Source organism: Paraplanobispora takensis (genome assembly GCF_016863195.1).
GTDB lineage: Bacteria > Actinomycetota > Actinomycetes > Streptosporangiales > Streptosporangiaceae > Planobispora > Planobispora takensis.
The window spans coordinates 132018-158823 of record NZ_BOOK01000032.1 but is presented as its reverse complement, the minus strand read 5'-3'; the positions used below and the strand labels follow the sequence as shown (position 1 = coordinate 158823).

General features: G+C 69.0%; 23 protein-coding genes and 1 tRNA gene. 7 read left to right on the top strand and 17 right to left on the bottom strand.

Features of this window, described 5'->3' with window-relative positions:
- The first annotated feature begins 18 nt into the window (after positions 1–18).
- From Pta02_RS22390 to Pta02_RS22380, 3 genes are read left to right on the top strand one after another with little or no spacing between them, the layout of a single operon-like run.
- Positions 19–1608 (top strand): SPFH domain-containing protein, encoded by a 1590-nt coding sequence (locus Pta02_RS22390; protein WP_203876849.1) that lies wholly within the window; start codon positions 19–21, stop codon positions 1606–1608.
- Entirely contained in the window at positions 1605–2858 is a 1254-nt protein-coding gene (locus tag Pta02_RS22385; protein WP_203876848.1) for an SPFH domain-containing protein, read from the top strand. Before Pta02_RS22390 ends, Pta02_RS22385 begins: the two co-directional genes overlap by 4 nt.
- Before the next feature lie 28 nt (positions 2859–2886).
- A complete protein-coding gene (locus tag Pta02_RS22380) occupies positions 2887–3660 on the top strand; it encodes a sporulation protein (protein ID WP_203876847.1) in 774 nt (257 codons plus the stop codon).
- A gap of 145 nt (positions 3661–3805) precedes the next feature.
- On the opposite strand, the gene coaE is transcribed toward Pta02_RS22380, so the two are convergent.
- From coaE to polA, 5 genes are all read right to left on the bottom strand, one after another.
- Positions 3806–4402 carry a dephospho-CoA kinase gene (coaE, locus tag Pta02_RS22375; protein ID WP_203876846.1) on the bottom strand — a complete coding sequence of 199 codons (597 nt, stop codon included), beginning with the start codon at positions 4400–4402 and terminating at the stop codon, positions 3806–3808.
- 185 nt (positions 4403–4587) lie between these two features.
- Entirely contained in the window at positions 4588–5061 is a 474-nt protein-coding gene (locus Pta02_RS22370; RefSeq protein ID WP_239131144.1) for a GNAT family N-acetyltransferase, read from the bottom strand.
- A 332-nt stretch (positions 5062–5393) separates the two neighbouring features.
- Positions 5394–6881 (bottom strand): 30S ribosomal protein S1, encoded by a 1488-nt coding sequence (gene rpsA / locus Pta02_RS22365; RefSeq protein WP_203876845.1) that lies wholly within the window; start codon positions 6879–6881, stop codon positions 5394–5396.
- 235 nt (positions 6882–7116) lie between these two features.
- Positions 7117–8187: a polysaccharide deacetylase family protein gene (locus Pta02_RS22360; protein ID WP_203876844.1), complete on the bottom strand. Its 1071-nt coding sequence runs from the start codon at positions 8185–8187 to the stop codon at positions 7117–7119.
- 326 nt (positions 8188–8513) lie between these two features.
- Positions 8514–11216: a DNA polymerase I gene (gene polA, locus Pta02_RS22355; RefSeq protein ID WP_203876843.1), complete on the bottom strand. Its 2703-nt coding sequence runs from the start codon at positions 11214–11216 to the stop codon at positions 8514–8516.
- A gap of 107 nt (positions 11217–11323) precedes the next feature.
- Between polA and Pta02_RS22350 the strand changes: the two genes are divergently transcribed.
- Complete coding sequence (locus Pta02_RS22350; protein ID WP_203876895.1) at positions 11324–11704, top strand: PaaI family thioesterase; 381 nt, start codon at positions 11324–11326, stop codon at positions 11702–11704.
- 529 nt (positions 11705–12233) lie between these two features.
- Here the strand turns inward: Pta02_RS22350 and Pta02_RS22345 are convergent.
- The 3 genes from Pta02_RS22345 to Pta02_RS22335 form a co-directional block, all read right to left on the bottom strand.
- The gene (locus tag Pta02_RS22345; RefSeq protein ID WP_203876842.1) at positions 12234–12995 is read right to left on the bottom strand and encodes an amino acid ABC transporter ATP-binding protein; all 762 of its coding nucleotides are present in this window, start codon (positions 12993–12995) and stop codon (positions 12234–12236) included.
- On the bottom strand, positions 12992–13729 hold the full coding sequence (locus Pta02_RS22340; protein ID WP_239131143.1) for an amino acid ABC transporter permease: 738 nt from the start codon (positions 13727–13729) through the stop codon (positions 12992–12994). Before Pta02_RS22340 ends, Pta02_RS22345 begins: the two co-directional genes overlap by 4 nt.
- A 117-nt stretch (positions 13730–13846) precedes the next feature.
- Positions 13847–14710 (bottom strand): ABC transporter substrate-binding protein, encoded by an 864-nt coding sequence (locus tag Pta02_RS22335; protein ID WP_203876840.1) that lies wholly within the window; start codon positions 14708–14710, stop codon positions 13847–13849.
- Between the two features lie 161 nt (positions 14711–14871).
- Here Pta02_RS22335 and Pta02_RS22330 point away from each other — a divergent pair, with 161 nt between their 5' ends.
- Complete coding sequence (locus Pta02_RS22330) at positions 14872–15429, top strand: DUF4352 domain-containing protein (protein ID WP_203876839.1); 558 nt, start codon at positions 14872–14874, stop codon at positions 15427–15429.
- A 150-nt stretch (positions 15430–15579) separates the two neighbouring features.
- On the opposite strand, the gene Pta02_RS22325 is transcribed toward Pta02_RS22330, so the two are convergent.
- The 6 genes from Pta02_RS22325 to Pta02_RS22300 form a co-directional block, all read right to left on the bottom strand.
- Positions 15580–16314, bottom strand: coding sequence for an ABC transporter ATP-binding protein (locus tag Pta02_RS22325; RefSeq protein WP_203876838.1), 735 nt, complete (start codon positions 16312–16314; stop codon positions 15580–15582).
- Complete coding sequence (locus tag Pta02_RS22320) at positions 16304–17068, bottom strand: ABC transporter ATP-binding protein (protein WP_203876894.1); 765 nt, start codon at positions 17066–17068, stop codon at positions 16304–16306. Before Pta02_RS22320 ends, Pta02_RS22325 begins: the two co-directional genes overlap by 11 nt.
- Positions 17069–17115: 47 nt before the next feature.
- Positions 17116–18285, bottom strand: coding sequence for a branched-chain amino acid ABC transporter permease (locus Pta02_RS22315; RefSeq protein WP_203876837.1), 1170 nt, complete (start codon positions 18283–18285; stop codon positions 17116–17118).
- A complete protein-coding gene (locus Pta02_RS22310; protein WP_203876836.1) occupies positions 18282–19250 on the bottom strand; it encodes a branched-chain amino acid ABC transporter permease in 969 nt (322 codons plus the stop codon). The genes Pta02_RS22315 and Pta02_RS22310 overlap by 4 nt, the downstream gene beginning before the upstream one ends.
- A 158-nt stretch (positions 19251–19408) precedes the next feature.
- Complete coding sequence (locus Pta02_RS22305) at positions 19409–20566, bottom strand: branched-chain amino acid ABC transporter substrate-binding protein (RefSeq protein WP_275423601.1); 1158 nt, start codon at positions 20564–20566, stop codon at positions 19409–19411.
- A 386-nt stretch (positions 20567–20952) separates the two neighbouring features.
- On the bottom strand, positions 20953–21543 hold the full coding sequence (locus Pta02_RS22300; protein ID WP_275423600.1) for an ANTAR domain-containing response regulator: 591 nt from the start codon (positions 21541–21543) through the stop codon (positions 20953–20955).
- Between the two features lie 110 nt (positions 21544–21653).
- On the opposite strand from Pta02_RS22300, the gene Pta02_RS22295 reads away from it, so the two are divergent.
- Positions 21654–21727: transfer RNA gene (locus tag Pta02_RS22295), tRNA-Leu, on the top strand.
- A 102-nt stretch (positions 21728–21829) separates the two neighbouring features.
- On the top strand, positions 21830–22597 hold the full coding sequence (locus Pta02_RS22290; RefSeq protein WP_203876834.1) for a hypothetical protein: 768 nt from the start codon (positions 21830–21832) through the stop codon (positions 22595–22597).
- Between the two features lie 351 nt (positions 22598–22948).
- On the opposite strand, the gene pyk is transcribed toward Pta02_RS22290, so the two are convergent.
- The 3 genes from pyk to Pta02_RS22275 all read right to left on the bottom strand — a co-directional run bounded on the left by pyk (position 22949) and on the right by Pta02_RS22275 (position 26688).
- On the bottom strand, positions 22949–24379 hold the full coding sequence (gene pyk / locus Pta02_RS22285) for a pyruvate kinase (protein WP_203876833.1): 1431 nt from the start codon (positions 24377–24379) through the stop codon (positions 22949–22951).
- A 78-nt stretch (positions 24380–24457) separates the two neighbouring features.
- Entirely contained in the window at positions 24458–24841 is a 384-nt protein-coding gene (locus tag Pta02_RS22280; protein WP_203876832.1) for a DUF2784 domain-containing protein, read from the bottom strand.
- 137 nt (positions 24842–24978) lie between these two features.
- On the bottom strand, positions 24979–26688 hold the full coding sequence (locus tag Pta02_RS22275; protein WP_203876831.1) for a S8 family peptidase: 1710 nt from the start codon (positions 26686–26688) through the stop codon (positions 24979–24981).
- Between the last annotated feature and the right edge of the window lie 118 nt (positions 26689–26806).

Below are 26806 nucleotides of genomic sequence, written 5' to 3'. Positions count from 1 at the left end.
AACCACCTCGGAGGTGTGATGTCCCGGCCACGAGAGGCCGTCCGGCAGTCGGCCATGGCGGCCGCCCAGGCGATCGCGCAGGGCAACGACCCGCGCCAGGTCATCGGGCAGGCCGTGGGGCAGATCGCCGGGCAGATTCCGGGACAGGCCCCCGGAGACAAGGGCTTCGCCCTCAACCCGGCCGACTTCCTCGCCGCCCGCGACCAGGGCGTGTCCACCGGCACGATCATCGAGGCCCGCAGCGCGTCGCTGAACGAGGCCGGCGAGATCGTCAACCGCAGCTTCAGCGAGCGCGGCGAGAACGGCGAGGCCGTCCACGTGATCTCCCCCGTCGTGATCCCCAAGGGGACCACCGCGCGGGTCGTCCTGCCGCTGATCCTGCTGGCCGCGCTCGGCGTGGTCGGCCTGGTCGCCACCGGGCTCCCGGACAGCGCGCGGGTGCTGTTCGGCGTGCACTACTGGGTCGTGCTGGTGCTGGCCGCCGCCTTCCTGTGGTGGCGGCGCAGCGTGGTGATGGTGCCGGAGGGCTGCCAGGCCCTGATCACCAAGTTCGGCAAGCTCGTGCAGACCGCCGACCCCGGCCGGGTGACGCTGTTCAACCCGTGGAAGCGGGTCAGCTACATCGTCAACACCACGCGCGAGTACCCCTTCAACGCCCCCATCCGCGAGGCCCCGACCCAGCAGGGCGTCAAGGCCAGCGTCGACCTGTTCCTGCAGTTCCGGATCGAGAACCCGGCCGAGTTCATCTTCGTGCTCGGCTCGGTCAGCGGCTTCCAGGCCAAGCTGCAGAACGCCATCAGCGAGGTCACCCGCTCCCTGATCTACTCCCAGCGGGCCGAGGAGATCTACGACCTGGTGGGCGAGAGCACTCTCGGCATGCTGGAGAGCCTCAACCAGCAGTTCCTGCCGGCCGTACGGCTCACCGATGTGAACATCACCCACGCCGAGCCCTCCAGCCAGGAGTACCGGATGGACCTGGCCGCCCCGGAGATGATCCGGGTGGCCAAGGAGGCCTACACCTACGAGTACGAGCTCCAGCTCCGCAAGGAGCAGAACGAGGGCGACCTGATCAAGGAGCTGGCCGGGCTGCAGGAGCAGCTGTCGGCCATCCACGCCGAGATCGCCGGCTACCAGGCGCGGATGGACACCGCCCTGGAGCGCGCCTCCCACCAGGCCAAGGCGCAGGCCGGCCAGCGGCTGGTGGAGGCCGAGTCCACCGCCAAGGCCAACGCGGCGCTGCTGGAGGCCCAGGCGCTGGACATCCGCGCGCTGAGCGCCGCCGAGGCGCCGGAGATCCTGGACTACCGCTTCCAGCAGGACATGCTCGACAAGCTGGAGTCCGTGGCCGCGCACCTGCCCCGCATGGTGCAGGTCGGCGAGACCGTCGACCTCGACCTGCTGGCACTGGCCCAGCAGCTCGTCGGCAGCCGCGAGACGGCGCTGTTCTCCGAGGCCGACATGGCCGCGATCCGCGCCAGGGTCGCCGAGATCGGCGACCGGGTCGCGTCCCGGGAGGCGGAGATCTCCGCCCTTCTCAACCCGGTCGCCGAACCCGTGACGCCCGCCGTACCGAACGACGATGAGACGAAGGACGTGAGCGACCGATGAGCAGGGAATTCTCGAAGATCAAGGAATCGCTCGCGGCCTGGTCCGACATCCGCCAGCTGCTGCGCGGCGGCGAGGCCGGGCAGCTCGTCCCGGTGGTCATCCCCAAGGACCGCCGCGGATTCGCCTGGGTGACGCTGCTGTTCCTCGCCCTGTACCTGGCCGGCACCGCGGCGTTCGCCGACGGGGCGCTGCGCACCCTGGCCGCCGCCGGGGCGGTGCTCTCCCTCCTCGTGGCGGCCGTCTGGCTCTGGCGCCGGGCGATCATCGAGATCGAGGAGGGCACCACCGGCGTGCGCAGCCGCTGGGGTGCGATCACCGGCACCCTGCCGCCGGGCCGGCACTACCTGTGGCTGCCGTGGGACCGGGTCGACGCGGTGGTGGACACCTCCACCGAGATCCCCTACTCGGCGCCCATCGTCGCCTGCCCGACCGCCGAGAACGTGCCGTTGAAGTCCATCGAGTTCTTCCTGAAGTTCCGCATCGTCGACCCGGTCGCCTTCGTCCGGACGATCGGGGCGGGCAACTTCGACCTCGTGCTCAGCAGCGCCGTACAGGACGCCATCCGCCAGCGCAGCCGCAGGGTGCACACCGAGCACGCCTACGACCTGCGCGGCTCCGACGTGGACGACATGCAGGACGCGCTGAACGGCCAGCTCGGCCGGTACGGCGTGCGCATCACCGGCGCCAACATCCCCGACGTCCAGCTCCCCGACACCTACCAGCAGCACCTGGCCACCCGTGAGAAGGTCGCCAAGGAGCTGTCGGCCTTCGAGCGGGAGTGGGAGCTGACCCGCAAGCGGCGCATCGACACGCTGCTCATGGAGATCGAGCGTTCCAAGAAGACGCGGGACGCACGTATCGTCGAGGTGAGGGCGGCCGCCAACACCGCACGCAAGGACGTGGCCCGCATGCTGGAGGAACACGAGACCGAGGCCCAGCGGGTGCGCTGGGAGATCGAGGCCCGGGGAAGGGCCGAGCTCACCTCGGCGGAGAACGAGGCCAAGGCGCTGCGCCGCCTGGCCGAGTCCTACCGTGACAACCGGGCGGTGCTCAAGTACGAGCTGGCCCGCCGCCGGCTGGACGTGGGCGCCCGGCTCGCCGAGAGCGCGCCGCGGCCGGTCGTGGTGCGCACCGCCAGCGGGCAGGGCGACTCATCGGCCCTGTCCACCCTCCTCATGGCGCAGATCTTGCCGCAGCTCGGCGGGAACGGCCAGCTCAAGCCCTCCGTTGGAAACACTGAAACCCACTGAAACCTTCTCTACCTCTGGGAGTCTCCCGATGGTGTTCCGTAAGCTGAAGGCCGCGTTCGGCGCCGGTGTCGAGGTCGACACCGTCCTGCAGAACTCCAACGTCCGGCCCGGCGAGATCCTGCGCGGCCAGGTCAACTTCCGCAGCAGCAGCTCCGACTACCAGGTCGAGGGCATCTTCATCGACTTCACCGCGGTCGTGGAGGTGGAGAGCGGCGACAACGAGTACAAGACGACCTACAGCTTCCTGCGCCAGCAGGTCGCGGGGCCGTTCCACCTGCCCTCCGGCGCCGCCCAGTCGGTTCCCTTCGAGATCCCCGTCCCGTGGGAGACCCCGATCAGCGCGATCGCCGGCCACCCGCTGCGCGGCATGCAGCTGGGCGTCTCCACCGAGCTGGCCCTGGCCGGCGCGCTCGACAAGGGCGACCTCGACGCGCTGTTCGTCAACCCGCTGCCGGCCCAGGACCACGTCCTGGCCGCGCTGGACCACATGGGCTTCCGCTTCAAGAAGGCCGACCTGGAGCGCGGCACCCTGCACGGCTCGCGCATGCCGTTCTTCCAGGAGATCGAGTACTACGCGGGCCACGAGTACGCCCGTCACTTCAACGAGCTGGAGCTGACCTTCATCGCCGGGCCCAGCGCGATGGACGTCATCCTGGAGGCCGACACGCGCGGCGGCTTCCTGAACTCCAGCCACGACACCTACAACCGCTTCACCGTCCACTACAACGACCACCCCGGGCAGGTGGAGCAGTCGCTGCGCGCGGGCCTGCACTCGATGGCCCAGAAGCGCGGCTGGTTCTGATCTCCCGCCGCCGTACGGCGCGCGGCCCGGTCGTCCCCGGACGGCCGGGCCGCTGCCGTACGCGGGGTCCTCGCACTCTCGGCGGGTCCGGGCCCCGGGGGCACAGCCCTGGGAGACACGGCCCCGGGAGGCACGGCCCGCCCGGCTACGGCGTGGTGACCGACAGCCGTCGCCAGACCTCCTCGACCCGGTCCTCCAGCTCCTCCAGGGAGCCCTCGTTGGGGATCACGATGTCGGCGATCGCGAGCCGCTCCTCCCGGCCCGCCTGGGCGGCGATCCGGGCCCGGGCGTCCTGCTCGCTCATGCCGCGCACCCGCACCAGCCGCTCCAGCCGCACCTCGTCGGAGGCGTCGACGACGATCACCACGTCGTACATCGGGGCGAGCTTGTTCTCGGCCAGCAGCGGCACGTCGTAGACGACGATCGCGCGGTCGTCGGCCTGCTCCTGCAACTCGGCGACGCGCCGCCCGACCAGGGGGTGCACGATGCCGTTGAGCGCGGCCAGCTTCTCGGAGTCGGCGAAGACGATCGAACCGAGCCTCTCCCGGTCGAGCGAACCGTCCTGGCGGATCACCTCCTCCCCGAAGACCCCGGCGACGCGCGCCAGTCCCTCGGTCCCCGGCTCCACCACCTCACGGGCGATCTTGTCGGCGTCGATCACCACCGCGCCCCGGGCCGACAGCCGCCGCGACACTTCGCTCTTGCCCGACCCGATCCCGCCCGTCAGCCCCACCTTCACCATGAGCGGCAGCATACGGGTACGGGGCGCCCCGTGGCGCGGCCCGGCCGCCCCGGTGACAAGGTGGTCGGGCAGAGGACTATCTCGCGCCGGATACGGCGGCGGGACGGCTGATGCGGTCGAGGCGGTTCTCGAACGCCTCGGGAGGAGCCGAGGCGATCGGTGGCCGGCGCGAAGCCCGTGAGGCGTCAGACCCGGCGGCGCAGGTGCACCAGGGTCAGGTGGTCGCTCATCCGCTCCCTGCGGGTCTCGCGGTAGCCGTGGCGGCGATAGAGCCGCAGGTTGCCCTCCGACAGGTGCCCGGTGAACAGGTCGAACGCCAGGGCGCCGGGGTTCTCCTCGTGCAGGGCCGCCAGCAGCGCCCCGCCGATCCCCCGCCCCTGCATGTCGGGGGCGACGACCAGCCGTCCCACCAGGCAGGTCGTCCCGGACAGCTGACCGCGGACCGCCCCGACCACACGGCCGCCGTCGCGGGCCACGAGCACGGCCCCGGCCTCGGCGGCCTTGCGCACCTGCTCCACCGACTCGACCAGGGGCGGGATGAACGGGTCGCCGTACAGCTGCGCCTCGCTCACGTAGGCCGCGCGCTGCACGGTGAGGATCTCACCCGCGTCCCCGGGCTCCGCCCGCTCGATCACCGTCACGGGACCGTCTTCCTTCACGGGATCACCTTAGGGCCTGCCGTACGCCCCCGGGCGAACTCCCGCGGCGGCCCACCATCCCTGACAGACAGCCGGAAGATGCGCATGGTCATACTTTCCGGCATTCACGGAATGCTTCCCGCCCTTGAGGCCGTGCTCGCCGAGCCCGACGGGGACGCGGCCGACCGCCGATCCCGCCCGGCCCGGAAGTCCCCGGCACGGCGGGGAAAACACCGAGGGCCCCGCCGTAGCGGGGCCCTCGGGTGGAACAGATGGTGCTCGGCGGGCCCGCCTCCGGACGCTCAGGGACTCAGTCCCGAGTGCTCCGCAGACGCGCCCCGTCGCTCAGAGGCTCAGCTCTGGCCGCCGGCGAGCTTCTCGCGCAGAGCCGCGAGGGCCTCGTCGGAGGCGAGGGCGCCACCCGCCGGAGCGGAGGAGCCGCTGCTGCTGCTGGAGGCCGGGGTCTCACCGGAGTAGGACGTCGGGGCGGCCTCGCCCGCCTCGGCCTCGGCCTTGCGGGCCTCCTCGACCTGCTTCTTGTGAGCCTCGAAGCGGGTCTGGGCCTCGGCGTACTGCCGCTCCCACTCCTCGCGCTGACGGTCGAAGCCCTCGAGCCACTCGCCCGTCTCCGGGTCGAAGCCCTCGGGGTAGATGTAGTTGCCCTGGTCGTCGTAGGTCGCCGCCATGCCGTACAGCGTGGGGTCGAACTCGACGTCGGCGCCCATCGCACCCTCGTTGGCCTGCTTGAGCGACAGCGAGATCCGGCGACGGTCGAGGTCGATGTCGATGATCTTCACGAAGATCTCGTCGCCGACCTGGACGACCTGCTCGGGGATCTCGACGTGGCGCTCGGCCAGCTCGGAGATGTGGACCAGGCCCTCGATGCCCTCCTCGACCCGGACGAACGCGCCGAACGGCACCAGCTTGGTGACGCGGCCCGGCACGACCTGGCCGATCTGGTGGGTGCGGGCGAACTGCTGCCACGGGTCTTCCTGGGTCGCCTTGAGCGACAGGGAGACGCGCTCGCGCTCCATGTCGACGTCCAGGACCTCGACCGTGACCTCCTGGCCGACCTCGACGACCTCGGACGGGTGGTCGATGTGCTTCCAGGACAGCTCGGAGACGTGGACCAGACCGTCGACGCCGCCGAGGTCCACGAACGCACCGAAGTTGACGATCGAGGAGACGACGCCCTTGCGGACCTGACCCTTCTGCAGGGTGTTGAGGAAGGTCTGGCGGACCTCGGACTGGGTCTGCTCCAGCCAGGCGCGGCGGGACAGGACCACGTTGTTGCGGTTCTTGTCCAGCTCGATGATCTTGGCCTCGAGCTCGCGGCCGACGTACGGCTGCAGGTCTCGCACGCGGCGCATCTCGACGAGGGAGGCCGGCAGGAAGCCGCGCAGGCCGATGTCGAGGATGAGACCACCCTTGACGACCTCGATGACGGTGCCGGTGACGATGCCGTCCTCGTCCTTGATCTTCTCGATCGTGCCCCAGGCGCGCTCGTACTGGGCGCGCTTCTTGGACAGGATCAGGCGACCCTCCTTGTCCTCCTTCTGGAGGACCAGGGCCTCGACGTGCTCTCCAACCTCGACGACGTCCGCCGGGTCGACATCATGCTTGATCGAGAGCTCACGCGAGGGGATGACACCCTCGGTCTTGTAGCCGATGTCGAGCAAAACTTCGTCTCGATCGACCTTGACGACGGTGCCCTCGACGATGTCGCCGTCGTTGAAGTACTTGATGGTCAGGTCGATCGCTGCGAGGAACTCTTCCTCGGACCCGATGTCGTTGACCGCTACCTGCGGGGTGCTCGAGGTGGCCTCAGTGCTGCTCGTCATGTGTGGAATTGCTCCGAACGCGGACAGATGTCGATGTGGGCGAACGCGCAGCAGGCCTCTTATCGTTCAGCCGAAGGAGTTTTGACATCGACGTGATCGAGCGCGAGCCCACTCCGTCCGAGACACGCGCGAGCCCACAGCGCAGCGATCAGCATATGAGACTGGACGGGCCTGGTCAATCCGAGGACGACAGACGCCACGGGACGCACAGGGACGAAACCGACGGCAGGGACGCCTAATAGGCGTTGACCTGCTGCCTCCGCTTGGAGCTGATATTACCCCGAAGTTTGCCCGGCATGGAGATGCGTTCCGGATCCCCGTCCGCCGTGTACAGCTGCTCGGGGTGCTTGCCGAGCCATTCGAGCCAGTACTGCGAGCACCATCTGCGGCACTCGCCCTTCTTGCCGTTGCTCTGGATCCGCTGGATCGAGCGCCAGTCGTAGGACTTGTCGAAGGGCGACACCGACGGCTGCGCACCGGCCAGGAAGACCCCCTTGAACCCGAACCGGGTCCCGTCCCATTTGCCCTGCTGCACGGTGGACCTGGCCCGCGGCATCCCGCCGTACGGCAGCGCCAGCGTCTCGGAGGGGCCCAGCCCGAAGCTCCCCAGCATGCGCTCGACCCGGACGAGCTGCTCGGCGATCCGCTTCCTGGACAGCGACGGCAGGAACGGGTGGCTCCAGGTGTGGTTGGCCACCTCGAAGCCCCGTGCGGCCAGCCACTGCACGGCGCGCGCCTGGTCGCCCCGGTCCTTCAGGCCGAACGGCTCGCGGTTGACCCAGAAGGTGGCCACGGGGCGGAACTCCGGATACTGGCGCGCCACCTCGTAGATGATCCCGACGGCGGTGTCGCGCGCCGGCATGCCCGTCTCGTCCAGGGCGAAGTGGCTGGGGTGGCCGTCGTCGAAGGTCAGCACGACCGGGTGCTTGCCGGCCGGAATGTTGATCTTCCCGGTGGCGAACTCCCTGGCGGTGATCGGCACGTAGCCGTCCCTGGCCAGCTTCTCCATCTCCCCGCGCACCTGGCCGGGGGTGCGGTCGATGGAGGCCGTGCGCTTCTTCACGATCCGGTGGTACATGATCACCGGAACCAGTCCCAGCTCGTTGGCCCCCACCTGCCGGGCGAACTCGGGCGTGGCGATGATCGCCTCGGGCAGGTCGGCGGAGGGCAGCTCGGCCTTCGGCGGCGGCGGGGTCTCCCCAGGTTCCACCGCGGCGGAGGTGCGCCGGGCGGGCTCCTCGCCGGGGGTGGGAAGCAGCAGCAGGACCCCAAGGGCGATCACGATCACCACGGCGTTGGCCACCATGAGGATCCGCGTGAGAAGGGTTGGACTCCGCACAAGACTCCCGCTGCCCGTCGAGGTGTCGGCTGCCTTCCAACCCTAGAACAGACCCGGACAAGCCCGGTCACTTCCCCGGCCATCCCCACCAGCGGACACCCACTCCGCGGACACCCCCGAAACGCCCGCCACCTGGGCGAACGCCGAGGGCGGTACGCCGCCGGAGGCCGCCCCAGCCGTCCCAGAGGACGCTTTCCGGCACTTCCGCCTCCCGGACGGGCCTCCCCCGGCCGCCCCGGCGGGCAACCCCCGAGGCGGAAAGCGGGTACGGCGGCGCCCGGCGGGCGGGGGCGTCAGTGGCCGGCGTCCTCCCACGTGCGGCCCACGCCCACCGAGACCTCCAGCGGGACGCGCAGCGAGTAGGCGGCGTTCATCCGGTCGCGGACCAGCTCGCGCAGGGGCTCCAGCTCCCCGGGGGCCACCTCGAACACGAGCTCGTCGTGGACCTGCAGCAGCATCCTGGAGGTCAGGCCCGCCTCCCTGAGCGCGTCGCGCACGTGGAGCATGGCGACCTTGATGATGTCGGCCGCCGAACCCTGGATCGGCGCGTTGAGGGCCATCCGCTCGGCCATCTCGCGGCGCTGGCGGTTGTCGCTGTTGAGGTCGGGCAGGTAGCGGCGGCGGCCCATGATGGTCTCGGTGTAGCCGTCCTGGCGGGCCTGGGCGACGATCGCGTTGAGGAAGTCGCGGACGCCGCCGAACTCCTCGAAGTACTCCTCCTTGAGGGACCTGGCCTCCGCCACCGGGATGCCCAGCTGCGCGGAGAGCCCGAAGTCGGACAGGCCGTAGGCCAGGCCGTAGTTCATCGCCTTGATCTTGGCGCGCATCTCGCCGTTGACCTCGTCGGGCGCGATGTCGAAGACCCGCGCCGCGGTCGCCTGGTGGAAGTCGTGCCCGGACTCGAAGGAGGCGATCAGCGACTCGTCGCCCGACAGGTGCGCCATGATGCGCAGCTCGATCTGGCTGTAGTCGGCCGTCAGCAGCGTCTCGTAGCCGGAGCCGACCGTGAAGCCCTGCCGGATCCGGCGCCCTTCGGCCGTGCGGATCGGGATGTTCTGCAGGTTGGGCTTCTCCGAGCTCAGCCGCCCGGTCGCCGCCACGGTCTGCTTGAGGGTGGTGTGGATCCGGCCGTCGTCGGAGATCTCCTTGATCAGGCCCTCCACCGTGACCCGCAGCTTCTCCTGGTCGCGGTGGCGCAGCATGATGGTCGGCAGCTCGTGGTCGGTCTGGGCGGCCAGCCAGGCCAGCTGCTCGGCGTCGGTGCTGTAGCCCGTTTTGATCTTCTTGGTCTTGGGCAGCGCCAGCTTGGTGAACAGGATCTCCTGCAGTTGCTTGGGCGAGCCCAGGTTGAACTGCTCGCCCACCGAGGCGTGGGCCGCCTCGACGGCCTGCCTGACCGCCGCGCGGAACTCCGCCTCCAGGCCCTCCAGGTGGGCGCGGTCGGCGGCGATGCCGTCGCGCTCCATCTCGGCCAGGACGGTCACCAGCGGCAGCTCCACGTCGCACATCAGGCCGGCACCGCCGCGCGGCTCCAGGAAGGCCTCCAGCGCCAGGGCGAGGTCGCGCACGGCCAGGGCCCGCAGGCCGAGGTCGCGGGCCGCGTCGGCCTCCTGGTCCTCGAACAGGCTGACCTGGCCGTCGCCGGTCCCCCCGCGCAGCTCACGCTGCAGGTAGACCCGGACGAGGTCCTCCAGCGGGAAGGACTTCTGGCCGGGCGCGGCCAGATAGGCCGCCAGGGCCGTGTCACAGGACAGCCCGCGCAGCTCCATCCCCTGGGCCCACAGCCCCAGCATCGGACCCTTGGCGTCGTGCACGGCCTTGGGCCTGGACTCGTCGGCCAGCCAGGCGCGCAGCGCCGCCTCGTCGCCCTCGGTCAGCGTCGCCGGATCGACGAACGCCGCCCGGGGCCCGCCGTCCGCGCCGTCCGGAGCGGCGATCGCGATGCCCTCGACGCGGCCGGTGCCGCTGCCGTAGGCGCCCGTGAAGGCCAGGCCGGCCCGGCCCCCGGGCAGCCCGCCGAGCCAGCCGGCCACCTCGTCCGCGCCCAGCACGACGACCTCGATCTCGAAGCCGTCGGCGGCCTCGGGCTCGGGCGAGCCGAGGGTCTTGAAGAGCCGGTCGCGGATCTCGCCCCGGAACTCCAGGGCGTCCAGGATCTTGTCGATCTCCTCGCGGTCCCACTGGCCGACCTTCAGCCGGGAGACCTCCTGCTCCAGCGGGACGTCCCGGATCAGCTGGGTGAGGCGGCGGTTCATCAGCACCTGGTCGAGGTGCTCACGGAGCTTGTCGCCGACCTTGCCCTTGACCTCGTCGACCCGGTTGACCAGCTCCTCCAGCGAGCCGAACTCGCGGATCCACTTGGCCGCGGTCTTCTCCCCCACGCCGGGGATGTTCTTGAGGTTGTCGCTGGCGTCGCCGCGGATCGCGGCGAAGTCGGGGTACTGCGCCGGGGTGAGGTCGTATTTCTCCACCACCACCTCGGGCGTGAACCGGGTCATGTTGCTGATCCCCACCCGGGTCATCAGCACCGTGATCCGCTCGTCGACGAGCTGCAGCGCGTCGCGGTCACCGGTGACGATCAGCACGCTCATGTCCTGCCCGGCGGCCCGGGTCGCCAGCGTGGCGATCAGGTCGTCGGCCTCGTAGCCCGGCATCGACAGGTGCGGCACGCGCAGCGCGTCGAGCATCTCGTGGATCAGGCTCATCTGGCTGCGGAAGGTGTCGGGACTGGCGCTGCGGTTGGCCTTGTAGTCGGTGTACTCCTCGTGCCGGAAGGTCGGCTCCGACCGGTCGAAGCAGACCGCCACATGGGTGGGCTGCTCGTCACGGAGCACGTTGACCAGCATCGACGTGAAACCGTAGACGGCGTTGGTGGTCTGCCCCGTCGAGGTGGAGAAGTTCTCCTCGGGAAGCGCGTAGAACGCCCGATAGGCCAGTGAATGCCCATCGAGGAGCAGGAGACACGGACGAGTGGGGGTCGCTTCGCTCTTCGGCACAGCAGAAGCCTAGTCTCCTGGTGCGACAGAAAACTCGACCTCGCACGACAGGAGACGCCCCCTTGACTCTGACCGGCCCCGACGACGCCACCCGCCTGGAGGAGCTGATGGGCGCCTCGTACAAGAACAGCCTCGTGGAGCGGATGGGCATCGAGATCACCGAGGCGAGCGCCGAGCGCGTCGTGGCGACGATGCCCGTCGACGGCAACACCCAGCCGTACGGCCTGCTGCACGGCGGCGCCTCCTGCGTGCTCGCCGAGACCATCGGCTCCACCGGGGCGGCGCTGCACGCCGGTCCCGGCCGCATCGCCGTCGGCATCGAGATCAGCGCCACCCACCACCGCTCGGCCACCTCCGGCCGCGTCACCGGCGTGGCCACCCGCCTGCACGGCGGCCGGACGGTCGCCACCTACGACATCGAGATCACCGACGAGCAGGGGCGCCGCGTGTGCACCTCCCGGCTGACCTGCATGCTCCGCGACGCCTGACCGTCGCGCCGCGCGCGGGGAAACGCTCATGCGCGAATGCCCTCCGGATCGCGGGCGGCATGCTTATAGTGGGACCGAAATCCTCGCCGCGTGGGCGGGAGGAATCGCGAAAACTCAACCGCGATGCGGAGGATTCCCGCTCCGTGAAGAGGGGTAGGGGAATCAACGCGAGTGGCTCCGGTGTCCGTGAGGAGACCGAGTAGAAAACGTACAGGGTCGGGGAAGCTCTGTACGGCGCCAAAGGCTCCTTCGGATCCGGGGCCCACTCGTGGAACCGGGACCACATGCCCCGCACACGCCAGTGCCGGGGGTGGTCCCGGTTCTTTCGTATCTCCGGAGGGTTCTCTCCCGGGCCGGGCTCCCGGTGACGCCGGTTCCTCGCGACCCCGGTCCTTCGCGAACTCTTTCCGGCCCGGTCCTTCGCGGCCCCGGACGCCCCCGTAGACCCGTACGGCCCGCGCCGGGCGGGCGCGGGCCGTGACAGGGGCGGGCGGGTCGGCACCGGGACGCCGCAGGCTCCCGGGCGGGATCAGACGTCGGTGTGCGTCGGGTCGAGCACCCGGCGCAGGAACGACTTGGTCCGCTCGTGCTGCGGCGCGCCGATCACCTGGTCCGGCGGGCCGTCCTCGACGATGACGCCGCCGTCCATGAACACCACCCGGTCGGCCACGTCACGGGCGAAGGCCATCTCGTGCGTGACCACCAGCATGGTCATGCCCTCCTCGGCCAGCTTGCGCATGACCGTGAGCACGTCGCCGACCAGCTCCGGGTCGAGCGCGGAGGTGGGCTCGTCGAAGAGCATCAGGGAGGGGCTCATGGCCAGCGCGCGGGCGATCGCCACGCGCTGCTGCTGGCCGCCGGACAGCTGCGCCGGGTAGGAGTCCGCCTTCTCGCTGAGGCCGACCCTGTCCAGGTTGTCCCGCGCGATCCGCTCGGACTCGGTCTTGCCGCGCTTGAGCACCCGGCGCTGGGCGATGGTCACGTTCTCCAGCACCGTCATGTGGGGGAACAGGTTGAACTGCTGGAAGACCATGCCGACCCGGCGCCGGGCGGCGTCGATGTCGACGTCGACGTGGGTCAGCTCGACGCCCTCGACGAACACCTTGCCCGCGGTGGGCTGCTCCAGCAGGTTCACGCAGCGCAGCAGGGTGGACTTGCCCGACCCGGACGGGCCGATGACGCAGACCACCTGTCCGGGCTCGACGGTGAAGTCGATGCCCTTGAGCACCTCGAGCCTGCCGAAGTGCTTGTGCAGATCGCGAATCTCGACCGCGTGGTTCACCGGGGTCACCGTCCCTTCCCCTGACGCTTCTCCAGCCGGGCCGCAAGATAGCCCAGCGGGATGGTGACGAGCAGGTAGGTCACGCCGACCACCAGGATGGGCGTGGCGTTGGCGTACGTCGAGGCCAGGTCGTTGCCGAACTTCGTCAGCTCGACGTACTCGCCGGAGACGCCGAGGAACAGCACCAGCGACGAGTCCTTGAGCAGGGACACGAACTGGTTGGTCGTCGGCGGGATCACGATGCGCACGGCCTGCGGGATGATGATCGTGATCATCGCCCTGCTGTACGACATGCCCAGCGAGCGGGCCGCCTCCATCTGCCCCTTCGGCACCGCCTGCAGGCCCGCGCGGAGCGTCTCGGCCATGTAGGCCGAACCGACGATGGTCAGGCCCAGGATGCCCTGGCCGTACAGGCCGCCGGGCACCTCGAAGCCGGGCAGCGCCAGCGGCAGGAACAGGATCATCAGGAAGATCAGCAGCGCCGGCAGGCCCCGGAAGACCTCGATGTAGGCCAGCGACAGCCAGCGGTACGGCCGCACCGACGACAGCCGCATCAGGGCCAGCACGAGACCGATCAGGAACGCGAAGACGAAGCCGCCGATCGAGTAGATGAGCGTGTTCTTCAGCGCGATCGTGAACAGCTCGGGCAGCGTCTCCCGGGCCACCTCGGGCTTGGCGAAGTTCTGGGCCAGGCTCGCCCAGTCGACGAACAGCACGACGGCGATCGCCGCGACCACGAGCACGACGTATTGGACGGCCCGGCTGATCTGCTGCCTTTTACGGGGACTGAACCGGGCCCTGGCGGGAGGGGGCCCGCCAGGGCCGGACGGCTCAGTCGCGGTTGACTGGTCGGTCATGGATCAGCCGAGCTCGCCGGGCTTCTTGCCGAACCACTTGACGTAGATCTGCTCGTAGGTGCCGTCGGCCTTGGCCTCGGCGATCGCGTCGTTGACCGCCTTGAGGATGACCGGGTCGGCGCCCTTCTTCAGGCCGATGCCGTACTGCTCACCGGTGTCCAGGCTGGCGATCAGCTCGAACTTCTCGGCGATCTCCGGCTTCTTCAGCCAGGTGAGCACGACCGGCAGGTCCTGGACGATCACGTCGACCTGGCCGGACTGCAGGCCCAGCAGCTCCTTGGAGGAGTCGGCGAACTCGCGGGGGTTGAAACCCTGCTCCTTGACGTAGTCCAGGCCGGTGGTCGAGGCCTGGGCGCCGAGCTTGAGGTTCTTGGCCTTGACGTCGTCCAGCGACGTGGCGCCGGTGCCCTTCTTGGCCATCAGCGCCTGGGTGGCGTCGAAGTACGGCACGGAGAAGTCGATGTTCGCCTTGCGCTCGTCGGTGATGGTCATGCCCGCGGCGGCGAGGTCGCACTTGCCGGCGGCCATCGCGGCGCCGCTCTTGATGACGGCGAAGTCGATGTCGACGATCTCCTGCGTCACGCCGAGCTTCTTGGCGGCCAGGTCGACGATGTCGACGTCGAAGCCGACGATCTTGTCGCCCTCCTTGAACTGGAAGGGCTCGTAGGGGATGTTGGTGCAGGTCGTCAGCTTGCCGGCGGCGACCAGCTTGGGCCCGCCCGCGGCGGCCGGAGCGGACGAGGCACCCGCGCTCTGGCTCGCGCCGGTGGTGTCGCCACCCCCGCCGCAGGCCGACAGGCCGAGCGCACCGGCGACGACCATCGCGCCCACCGCCAGCGCGCGACGGGAAACAAAACTCAGGCCCACAACGGCCTCCTTCGGTCAACGTCGCTTCTTTGTATGGATACCTCAGTGCACGTGATGCTGCCCTATGTCCGTGACCACCAGGGTCACCGCTGTGACACAATTCGGACAACAAGCACTGTCACAAGTACTTTCTCAGCCTGTCACTGCTTAGCGTGATCTTCATGTCGCGCCTCGCCGCATTCCCCGTGATCGCCGTGATAATCACCGTCCTGACGGGCGGCTGCTCCGGCGAGCCGCAGCAGGTCACGCGGACCCCGGCGGCCACGCCCTCCCCCACCTACGACCTGCCCGCCCGCGCGGTCCGGCCGGGCGAGATCGCCGTGACGGCCCCGCCCGCGCAGGACGGGGAGATCCGCTTCCAGGTCATCGGCCTGCAGAAGGGGCTCAGCGGGTTCTTCGGCAGCCACGCCGAGTGGCAGGCCAAGGGCCAGTACGTGGTCGTGCGGATCCTCATGGAGAATCCCGGCCGCACCAACTCCCGCTTCGAGGCGGGCAAGCAGCGGCTGGTCGCCGCCGACGGCGCGGCCTACGCGATCGACCCCTTCACCCAGGCCACCAAGCGGCAGCCGGACAGGTTCCTGCTGGGCGCCGGGGTCAGGGTGGAGATGGACCTGTGGTTCGACATCCCGAAGGACGCCCGGCCCGCCTCCGTGAAACTGTTCGGCGACCCGCCGCTCGGCCTGGCCGCCACGGACGGCGTCACGGTCCCCCTGCCCTGACCCGGCTCAAGCGGTCCCCGGCCGGGCGCACCGGGCGGGACGGACCCCTCCCGGTGCGGGTACGGCAGAGCGGGCCCGTCCGGCCCGGGGTACGACAGGCCGGGCCCGCCGCGCGCGACGCACGGCGGGCCCGCCTTCACGCCGTACGGCTCACGCGCGCTCGCCCGGCGCCTCGTGCCCGAGCCCGCCACCGAGGTAGGCGGCCCGCACGTCGGGGTCGTCCAGCAGCTGCGCGGCCGGAGCGCTCTTGACCACCGAGCCGGTCTCCAGGACGTAGGCCCGGTGCGCCAGCTTCAGCGCCTGCTGCGCGTTCTGCTCCACCAGCAGCACCGTGGTGCCGCGCCGGTTGATCTCCTCGATGATGGAGAAGATCTGCTGCACCAGCAGCGGCGCCAGGCCCATCGACGGCTCGTCCAGCAGCAGCACCTTCGGCTTGGCCATCAGGGCCCGGCCGATGGCCAGCATCTGCTGCTCGCCGCCGGACATGGTGCCGGCCGCCTGGTTCCTGCGCTCGGCCAACCGCGGGAACAGCTCGTAGGCCTCGGCGAGCTCCTTGTCGAAGTTCCCCGAACGGGCGTAGGCGCCCATCAGCAGGTTGTCGTGGACCGTCATGCCGGGGAAGATGCCGCGGCCCTCGGGCGCCTGCCCCAGGCCCGCGACGACCCTCTTGTGGCCGGGCATCTTGCTGATGTCCTTGCCGTCGAAGAAGATCTTGCCCGACGTCAGACCGCGAAGACCCGAGATGGTCTTCAGGGTCGTGGTCTTGCCGGCCCCGTTCGCCCCGATGAGGGTGACGATCTCGCCCTCGTTCACCTCGACGGAGATGCCCTTGAGAGCGGCGATCTTTCCGTAGTGGACGTGGATGTCCTTGACCTCAAGAAGCATCTGCGGGAGCCCCCAAATACGCCTCGACGACCCGGGGGTCGTTGCGAACCTCGTCCGGCAGGCCATCGGCGATCTTCTGGCCGAAGTCCAGCACCGCGATGCGGTCGCTGATGCCCATGATGAGGCTCATGTCGTGCTCGATGATCAGAATGGTCCGCCCGGAATCCCGGATGTCGCGGATGAGCTGCTGCAGCGCCTCCTTCTCCGCCGGGTTCATGCCCGCGGCGGGCTCGTCGAGCAGCAGCAGCTTCGGGTTGGTGGCCAGCGCCCGGGCGATCTCCAGGCGGCGCTGGTCGCCGTAGGGCAGGTTCTTGGCGTGGTCGTCCGCACGGTGCCCGATGCCGACGAACTCCAGCAGCTCCATCGCCAGCTTGCGGCCGTCCTGCTCCGCCCTGCGGTGCCAGGGCAGGCCCAGCGCCACGCTGACCATGCCGGCGCGGTGGTGGGCGTCGGAGCCCACCATGACGTTCTCCAGCGCCGTCATGTTGTGGAACAGCCGGATGTTCTGGAACGTCCGGGCGACACCCTGCTTGGTGATCTTGAACCGCTTGGTGCCGCTGATCTTCTGGCCCTGGAAGAGGACCTGCCCCTCGGTCGGCTGGTAGACACCGGTCACCACGTTGAACACCGTGGTCTTGCCGGCGCCGTTCGGGCCGATGAGCGCGAAGATCTCACCCTCGTCGACCCGCAGGTTCACCTCGCGCAGGGCCGTGACGCCGCCGAAGCGCATGACGAGGTTCTGCAGCTCCAGCATCGGCCGGCCGCTGCGCTCCTGACCCACCGCGACGCTCGTTTCGGTGCTCACTTGGACGCCACCTCCTCGCCCCGCGACTCAGGCCCGGGAACCTCAGCTCCGAGCGTACCCATTCCGCCCGTTCCTTCTTTCAGCTCCGCCTTACGCTGGCGCGAGGGCAGCAGACCCTCGGGGCGGAAGATCATGAGCGCGACGAGCACCGCGCCGAAGATCAGCATGCGGTACTCCTGCAGACCGCGGAAGCGCTCGGGCAGCCACGCCACGATGAACGCGCCCAGCATGACTCCCGGCAGGTTGCCCGCGCCGCCCATGACCACCGCGGCCAGGATCGTCGCCGACAGCAGGAACTGGAAGTCGTTGGGGTTGATCGAGATGGACTTCGCCGCCCACAGCACGCCCATCGCACCGCCGATGGAGGCGCCGATGGCGAAGGCCAGCATCTTGAAGCGGAACGTCGGCACGCCCATGACCTCGGCCGCGTCCTCGTCCTCGCGGATCGCCGCCCAGGCGCGCCCGACGCGGCTCTTCTCCCAGCGCTTCACCAGGATGATCACGACGACGGCCAGGGCCACCAGCAGGTAGTAGTACGGCCGCGGGTCCAGCACGCCGTACTTGAGGGGGTCCACCCCGAAGGTGTCGGCGAAGTTGATGCCGAACAGGTTGAGTTCCTCGTAGCTCGGCGGGTGCGGGATGCCGCGGATGCCGTTCGGGCCGCCGATCTCGTCGGTGTTGCGCGCGGTGATGCGGATGATCTCACCGAAACCCAGCGTGACGATCGCCAGATAGTCACCGCGCAGCCGCAGCGTCGGCGCGCCCAGGGTGATGCCCGACAGGGCGCAGATGCCGATGCCCACGATCAGGATGATCCAGAAGTTCCAGCCCAGCCGGGTGCCCAGCAACGCCATCGCGTAGCCGCCCACCGCGTAGAAGGCCACGAAGCCCAGGTCCAGCAGACCGGCCTGGCCGACCACGACGTTCAGGCCGATGGCCAGCAGCACGTAGGTGCCGATCGGGAAGAACAGGATGCTCGCCCAGTCGGTGTCCGGCGACATGAAGCTGCCGATGGACTCCGAAGGCAGCAGAAGAGCCCCGATGATCAGGGCGATGTAGACGATCCAGCGCTGCCAGCCCGGCGTGTGCGCCCAGCGGTCGCGGATCACGTCACCGGAATGACCGAGCTGGTTCCGGAAGCGTGCCAGGGGATTCTTCTCGTTCATGCGCGCGCCTGCTGGAGTGATTCACCGAGGATTCCGGTGGGACGGAACATCAGGACCAAGACGAGGATGGTGAAGGAGATCACATGCTTCCAGTCGGAGCCGAAGAAGATGGCTCCGTAGTTCTCCACCAGGCCGAGGACGAGCCCGCCGACCAGGGCGCCGCGCAGGTTGCCGATGCCGCCCAGGACCGCCGCGGTGAACGCCTTGATTCCGAAGAGGAACCCGATGAAGTAGTTCGTGTTCTCGTACGAGATCAGATACAGCGCGCCGGCCACACCCGCCATGGCGCCGCCGATGAGGAACGTCATCCGGATGATCTTGTCGATGTCGACGCCCATCAGCACGGCCGACTCGGGGTTCTGCGCGGTGGCGCGGATACCACGGCCGATCTTCGTGCGGTTCACCAGCCGGTCGAGCACGACCATCATCGCCAGCGCCGCCACGATCACCAGCACCTGGTCCACCCGGACCGTGTGACCGAAGATCGAGAACAGCTCGGTGCGCTCCATCAGACGGGGCAGGCCCATCTGGATACGACCCTGCTGGGGGCGGTCGAAGACGTTCGGGATGACGATGAGCGCGAAGAACTCCTGCAGGAAGATCGAGGCGCCGATCGCCGAGATCAGGGCCGCGAGCCGGGAGGCGCCGCGCTTGCGCAGCGGCCGGTAGGCGATGCGCTCCAGCGCCACCGCGGTACCGGCGGAGGCCAGCATGCCGGCCAGGATCATCAGAATGATCACACCCACGAGCGTCAGACCCGTGAGCGCGGAGTCGATGCCGAGCGTGAAGGGCACGAACATCGCACCGAAAGTGCCGATCATGAACACTTCGGAGTGGGCGAAGTTGATCAGCCTGAGCACGCCGTACACCATCGTGTACCCGAGCGCGATCAGGGCGTAGATCGAACCGAACGCCAGGCCGTCGATTGTCGCCGGCCAGAACTGATTGATGAAGTCATTGAACACTAGGGATTACCACTTCTAGCGGGGATCGCCTGCACTGTCCGGTAGCTCCCTGCCGGCCCGGTCTCGTGGACCGACCGGCAACCACACGAGGAGCGGGACCGCATCACGGCGTCCCGCTCCCCGCGCGTCGACTACCTACTCTCTCAGAGCTCCGGACCTCAGCCCAGCTTCGCCTCCGCGGCCTTGCCGAGCAGCGTGATGGCGCCACCCTTGACCTGGTAGATGTAGATGTCCTTGGCCTCGACCTCACCGTTGGCCTGGAACTTGATCTGCTTGGAGACACCCGCGATGTTCGCCGAGGCGATGAACTCGTTGATCTTCTCCGGGGTGGTGTTGCCGGCCTTGACCGCCTCCACGAAGACCGTCGCGGCGTCGTAACCCTCGGCGGCGTAGATCGCCGGGTCGGCGCTGAAAGCGGCCTTGTAGGCGTCGGCGAAGCCCTTCACCTTGGCGTCGGTGACGTCCGGGGTGGCGATGTAGCAGGGGCAGCCCACGAGCGCGCCCTCGGCGTTGGCCGCACCGGCGCCCTCGATCAGGCCCTTGTCCAGCGAACCGTCACCGGAGAAGAACTTGGCGTCCTTGACGCCCTTGTCACGCAGCTGCTTGAGCAGGTTGCCACCGGCCGCGTAGTAACCACCGAAGAAGACCGCGTCCGGCTTGGCCGCCGCGACCTTGTTCACGACCGAGGAGAAGTCGCTCTCGGTCGGGTCCAGCGAGTCGTTGGTCACCTGGACGCCCTTGGTGCCCAGCTGGGCACGGACGGCGTCGGCCAGCGGCTTGCCGTACTCGGACTTGTCGTCGATGACGAACACGTTCTTGGCGGCGGCACCGTCGGCGATGAAGTCGGCGATGCTCGGACCCTGGACACCGTCGTTCGGCAGGACGCGGTGCCAGAACTTCCAGCCGTTCTCGGCCAGCTTCGTGTTGGTGGCGGAAGCCGAGATGCTCGGGATCTTCGCCTCCTCGAGCACCGGGGCGACCTGGGCCGACTCGCCCGAGAAGGCCGGGCCCACCAGACCGACGATCTTGTCGTCCTTGATGGCCTGCTGGGCAAGAGCGACGGCCTTGGAACCGTCACCCTGGCTGTCGTACTCGACCAGCTCGATCTTCACAGCCGGGTTGGTCTTGTTGTACTCGTCGATGACGAGCTTGGCACCATTCCGGGGCGGGATGACGATGCCGGAGTTGGGGCCGGTCAGGTCACCCATGAAGCCAATCTTGATGGTGCCAGGAGCAGCAGCGCTGGAGCCGCCCTCCGGCGTGGTCCCCGTGTCACTCCCGCTGCTGCAGGCGGCGAGGCCAAGGGTGAGCGCCACACCGGCAGCAAGAACTCCACCGAGGCGAGCAGTCTTAGGCCGCAAGGTTGCCTTCCTTTCACCCGGTCCACTGTCAGGACCAGGTTCACAGATGCCCTCCCCTGGCGGAGTGGCCAGGGGGTGTGTCGGTTAGTACAGCCAGCGGATGTCACAGGTCGATACAGTAGAGGCCTACGTTACCGCTTCGTTATTACACCGATTCATTTCGGCTACTAGGTACAAAAGCCATGGTCACCGCCGACCTGCGATCTTTCCAACCCGACACACCGGAGACGCGAAAGCCCGTGCCGATCTCGTCTTGCGAGACGGGCACGGGCTTGCCGACGTCACTCCCCGCCACGGCGGCGCCGTACGGGCACCCGACAGACTCTTGTCAGGGCCTCCTGTCAAGCCTCCTTCGTCCCGGAAGCCTCACCGACCACGATCTGCGCCACCTGGCGCATGCTCAGCCGGCGGTCCATCGACGCCTTCTGAATCCACCGGAACGCCTGCGGCTCGCTCCACCCGTGCTCGGCCATGAGCAGCCCCTTGGCCCGCTCCACCAGCTTGCGCGTCTCCAGCCGCTCCGACAGCGAGCCGACCTCCCGCTCCAGCGCGGCGATCTCCTCATGGCGGCTCACCGCCATCTCGATCGCCGGAACCAGATCGGACTTCGTGAACGGCTTGACCAGATAGGCCATCGCCCCCGCGTCCCTTGCCCGCTCCACCAGATCCCGCTGCGAGAACGCCGTCAAGATCAGACACGGCGCGATCCGCTGCGAGACGATCTGCTCAGCGGCCGAGATCCCATCCAGAATGGGCATCTTCACGTCCAGGATCACCAGATCGGGCCTGAGCTCCAGCGCCAGCTTGACCGCCGCCTCACCGTCCCCGGCCTCACCGACGACGGCATACCCGTCCTCTTCCAGCATCTCCTTGAGGTCGAGGCGGATCAACGCCTCGTCTTCCGCGATCACCACTCGCCGCTGCGTACTCACGAGCAAGAGAGTACCGACGTCCGCTAGATTAGGACCACGCCGGTGCCGCCGAGTGATCTACTTCCAGGTAAGCTCTGAGCTGCTGGCAATCTGGACAAGTCCAGAAATCTGCCCCGATAGACCAATCGGCAGAGTCGATGGCCTCAAAATCCATTCAGTGTGGGTTCGAATCCCACTCGGGGCACAAGCAGCAGAACCGTCCGATCCAAGATCGGACGGCTCTGACACATCAGGCACTTTCTGTAGTCGGCAAAAAACTGTCGGTGACAGCTGGCATGGTTGGACCATGCACCCCCGGGAAACCGTTGACCGCGCGCTCCGCCTCTCCGCCCTCGGGCTGGTTGATCGTCAAGTCGCCGAGCTCTGCGGTGTCTCCCTCGGCGCGGTGCAGAAATGGCGAACGGGATCCCGCCGGACGAGCTATGCGGAAGATCTAAGGAGACACCATTCATGCCCTCGCTGCCACAAGCGAGAGTTGGATCATGAGGCCTATGCCTATTTACTCGGCCTCTACCTAGGCGACGGGCACGTCGCGCTCTGCCGAAAAGCGGTCTATCAACTCTCTGTCTTCTGTGGGGATGACTGGCCTGGGTTGATAGAAGCCGCAGCAGAGACCATGGCAGCGGTGATGCCGACCTCATCTGTGAGTCGCCGTCACCTCCAAGGCTGCACGGAGGTCAAGAGCTACTCCAAGCACTGGCTCTGCCTGTTTCCTCAGCATGGTCCTGGCCGAAAACACAAGCGCAGAATCGCGCTGGAGCCATGGCAGAGGGAGATCTTCAAGAAGCACCCGGGACTCTTCGTCCGAGGCCTGATGCACTCCGACGGCTACCGAGGCATGAACCGCATCCGCCGCCACTCCAACGGCAGTGATCGTTGCTACGAGTACCCCCGTTATCTGTTCACCAACGAGTCCAAGGACATCCTTGAACTGTGCGGAGAGGCGCTCACCATGCTTGGTGTGGACTGGCGTTACTCCCGGTACAACACCATCTCCGTGGCCCGGAGGGAGGCTGTGGAGCGGTTGGACGAGTTCGTGGGGCCGAAGTACTGACCCGTTGTGGGGCGCCGCCCAGGGATGCGCGTCGGGGTCCGCGTTTCTCGGCAGAAGGGCGCGGGCTTCGACGCCCAAAGGGCTGCGCCCGCCGGTCGCACATCGCCCTCGCACCCTGCACCGCTTCCACACCCACCTCGAGACCGGACCCCTCTGCCATGCGGCGCAGCCCGGGTGGGCGACACCCGCCCTGCCCCGGACGCGCCCCGCGGGGGGCCTGCCGGCCGCCGTGGGTCACGGCTCCACCCCGTCAGGACTCACCCGTCTGGGGGCGTGGAGCACCTGGGCCTGCGCCGTCCGTCGGACGGCGCAGGCTCGGGGGCGGGATGCGGGAGCCGTACCCGGCGGAGGTCAGCTCGGGTGGGCGACGGCGGAGCCGATGGTGTGCACGCGCAGGGCGTTGGTGGAGCCTGCGGTGCCGGGCGGGGAGCCGGCGACGATGACGACCTTGTCGCCCTTCTCCAGGCGGGCGTGGGCGAGCAGGGAGGCCTCGACCTGGCGGACCATGTCGTCGGTGTGGTGGACGAAGGGGACCTCGAAGGTCTCCACGCCCCAGGTCAGGGCGAGCTGGTTGCGCACGTGGGGCGAGGAGGTGAAGGCCAGCAGCGGGATGGGCGAGCGATAGCGGGCCAGGCGGCGGGCGGTCTCGCCGGACATGGTGAAGGCGACCAGGGCCTTGGCGCCGACGATGGCGCCGACCTCGGCGGCGGCGCGGGCGATGGCGCCGCCGGTGGTCTCGGGGAGCCGGTCGAGGCTGTGGGTGGCCTCCAGCACCGACCGCTCGGCGGCGGTGGCGATGCGGCTCATCGTGGCGACGGACTCGATGGGGTAGTTGCCGACGGAGGTCTCGCCGGAGAGCATGACGGCGTCGGCGCCGTCCATGACGGCGTAGGCGACGTCGGAGGCCTCGGCGCGGGTGGGGCGGGGGGCGTTCATCATCGAGTCGAGCATCTGGGTGGCGACGATGACGGGGCGGGCCTTCTCTCGGCACAGTTCGATGGCGCGCTTCTGGACGATCGGGACCTCTTCGAGGGGGAGCTCGACGCCGAGGTCGCCGCGGGCGACCATGATGCCGTCGAAGGCTTCGATGATCTCGGGGAGGCGTTCGACGGCCTGCGGCTTCTCGATCTTGGCGAGCAGCGGGAGGCGGACGGCCTCCTGTTCCATGATGTTGCGCACGACGTCGGCGTCGGAGGGGCGGCGCACGAAGGACAGGGCGATGAGGTCGAAGCCGGTGCGCAGGGCCCAGCGGAGGTCGGCCTCGTCCTTGTCGGTGAGGGCGGGGGCGCTGACGTTGACGCCGGGCAGGTTGAGGCCCTTGTTGTCGGAGATCATGCCGCCGATGACGACGCGGGTGGTGACGCGGGGCCCGTCGACGCGGGTGACCTCCAGGTGCACGCGGCCGTCGTCGACGAGGATGCTGTCGCCGGGGCGGACGTCCTTGGGCAGGCCCAGGTAGGTGGTGGAGACCTGTTCGCGGTCGCCGGGGACCTCTTCGGTGGTGATGGTGAAGACGTCGCCGAAGCCGAGGCGGACGGGACCCTCCGCGAACTTGCCGACGCGGATCTTGGGGCCCTGCAGGTCGGCGAGCACGCCTACGCCGCGGCCGAGCTCGGCGGCGACCTCCCTCACCCTGTCGTAGACCTCTTTGTGCAGCTCGTGGCTGCCGTGGCTGAGGTTGAAACGGGCCACGTCCATGCCGGCCGTGATGAGTTCACGCAGGCGTTCGGGTGAGGATGTGGCGGGGCCGAGAGTGCAGACGATTTTCGCGCGACGAGTCACGGGTCCCACCTTAATTGGTACAGACCACTGGGGAGTGACGAGGGTCATATCACCGGTGAAAAACTCGGTGACATGATGCTACTCCCGGGTGACGGGGGGTGGCGAGCCGGCTCTCGCCCTCAGCCGCAGGAAGCCCGCCCACGAGATGATCACGAGGGCGGCGACGGCCACTCTGGCGAGGCCGGTGTGCTCCTCCGGGTAGATCACCCCTTCGATGTAGTGGTCGATGAATCCGGAGGGCGGCAGGCCCTGCTCTCCGGCGTTGCGCCGCCCCCAGTCCTCCACGACGGTCAGCGGGCATTCCACGCCGGTGACGACGGAGAGCACGCCCCAGGCGGCGACGGCGAGGTGAGCCCAGATGAGGCGGGGCCGGCGCCAGGCGAGGAAGCCGCCGACGGCCATGAAGGCCAGGAAGAGGAAGTGCACCACCATCGCGGCCTGCCCGATGAGGTGATACGTCATGGTTCCACGCTAAGCGGTACGGCCGGGCGGGCGGCAGGCCCGGTTCCGGTACGCCGCCCGTCCGGTACGCCGCCCGTCCGGCGCGCCGGCCCGGCGGGGAAGGACTCCCGGCCGGGCCGGCCGCCGTCGCCGCCTGACTACTTGCCCTTGCCGATCGGGGTGACGGGTCCGTCGGCGTGGATGGTGGCGGCCTTGGCGGCGCTGACGATGCCGTGGCCGTAGAAGCCGTTGCGGGACTTGGAGCCCTGGCAGGTGTGGGTGGTCTTCTGGTCCTCGAAGCGGTAGACGTACTTGCGGGGCGAGGGGCAGGCCTTCTTGGTGGCGCTGGCGTACAGCAGGCGCTGGACGTCGGCGGGCGGCATGGTGACGCCGTCGGTGGAGGGGGCGCCGAAGCGGCCGATCAGGATGGCGGCCACGCCGGTGACGTGCGGGGCGGCCATGGAGGTGCCGGCCAGGTACTGGTAGTAGGCGCACACGCCGCGCCGGCAGTCGCGTACGACCGTGGGGGTCCTCGGTGCGCCGTCGGCGGCGAGCAGGCCCTGCTTGTCGAGCAGGCGCTTGGGGACGGCGGCGAGGATGAGCTTGTTGACGTCCGGCCTGGAGCTGCCGTCGTACTCGTCGCCGCCGGGGGCCGACAGGTCGGCCTGCTCGATGCCGTAGTCGGAGAAGTAGGACTTGCGCTTGCTGGGTCCCAGGGCGGTGACGGAGATGACGCCCTTGGACTCGGCCGGGACGTTGAGGCAGGAGTTGTCGACCTTGCGGTCGCGCTCGGTCTCCAGCGGGTAGTCGGGGCTGCTGGTGTCGCGCTTGGGCTTGCCCAGGTCGGTGGAGCCGTTGCCGATGGCGCTGATCAGGGTGACGCCGTGGTCGCGGGCGTAGTCGAGGGCGCGCTGCATGCCGGTGATGATGCCGCGCTGTTCGAGCTGTTCGGCCTTGGAGTCGGCGGGGTTGGCGGCGCAGTTGAACAGCCACGGGTCGACGTAGTAGCTCATGTTGACCACGTCGATGCCGTTGTCGGCGGCGTAGGTGAGGGCGTCGAGGCTGGGCTTGAGGAAGAACAGGCCCGAGTCCTGGCCGGCGCGCAGGTTGACGAGGGTGACGTCGGGGGCGACGCCGGCGATGCCCAGACCGTTGGCCGGGGAGCCGATGGTGCTGGCCACGTGGGTGCCGTGGCCGTCGTCGTCCCAGTCGACGGGGTCCTTGCAGCCCGGGAACTCGCAGGGGCCGTCGAGTTCGGCGCCGTTGGGGTCGTTGGGCCGGTCGGTGACGAAGTTGCGGCTGAGGACGCGGTCGAAGTTGGGGGCGATGTCGGGGTGGTTGCCGTCGACGCCGGTGTCGATGATGCCGACGCGTACTTTGCGGTGGCCGGGCGCGGCGGCGTGGGAGCGGTCGGCGGTGGCGCCGATCATCTTCATGTCCCACTGCCGGCCGGCGAGCGGTTCGGCGCGGCCGGAGGCGACGGACAGGGCTTCGCTGTCGGGGAAGGCGGTGGCGGCCGGGCCGATCGAGGCCGGTGAGGCGGCGGGGAACGCGGTGGCGCGGCCGATCCTGCGGTCGGAGGAGATCCCGGCGACGGCGTCGTCGTCGGCGAGGCTCTCCACGAAGCGGGGGCCGGGGCCTCTGGCGATGATGTAGCGGAGTTTGCCCTCGGTCGACAGGGCGGTGCCGCCGGCGTCGGTGATGGCCCGCATCGCTCCGGCGTGGGCGCCGTCGGCGTAGAAGACGAGATAGTCGCGGACCTGCGGGGCTGCGACCGTCGCTCCGCTGGCCGTGCCGCCGGTGGTGAGGGCGCCGGCCACGGTGACGGCGGTCACCATGGCTGCCAGACGCCCGATTGCGCGCTTCATCGACTCTCCATGCCTGCCGGAACCAAGAAGAAGCATCTTTCAGGCATATAGCCACCAAAGCAATTCGAACCCGAGATATAGCTATATCTCCGACCTTACGCGCCTGGCGGGTCCCGGC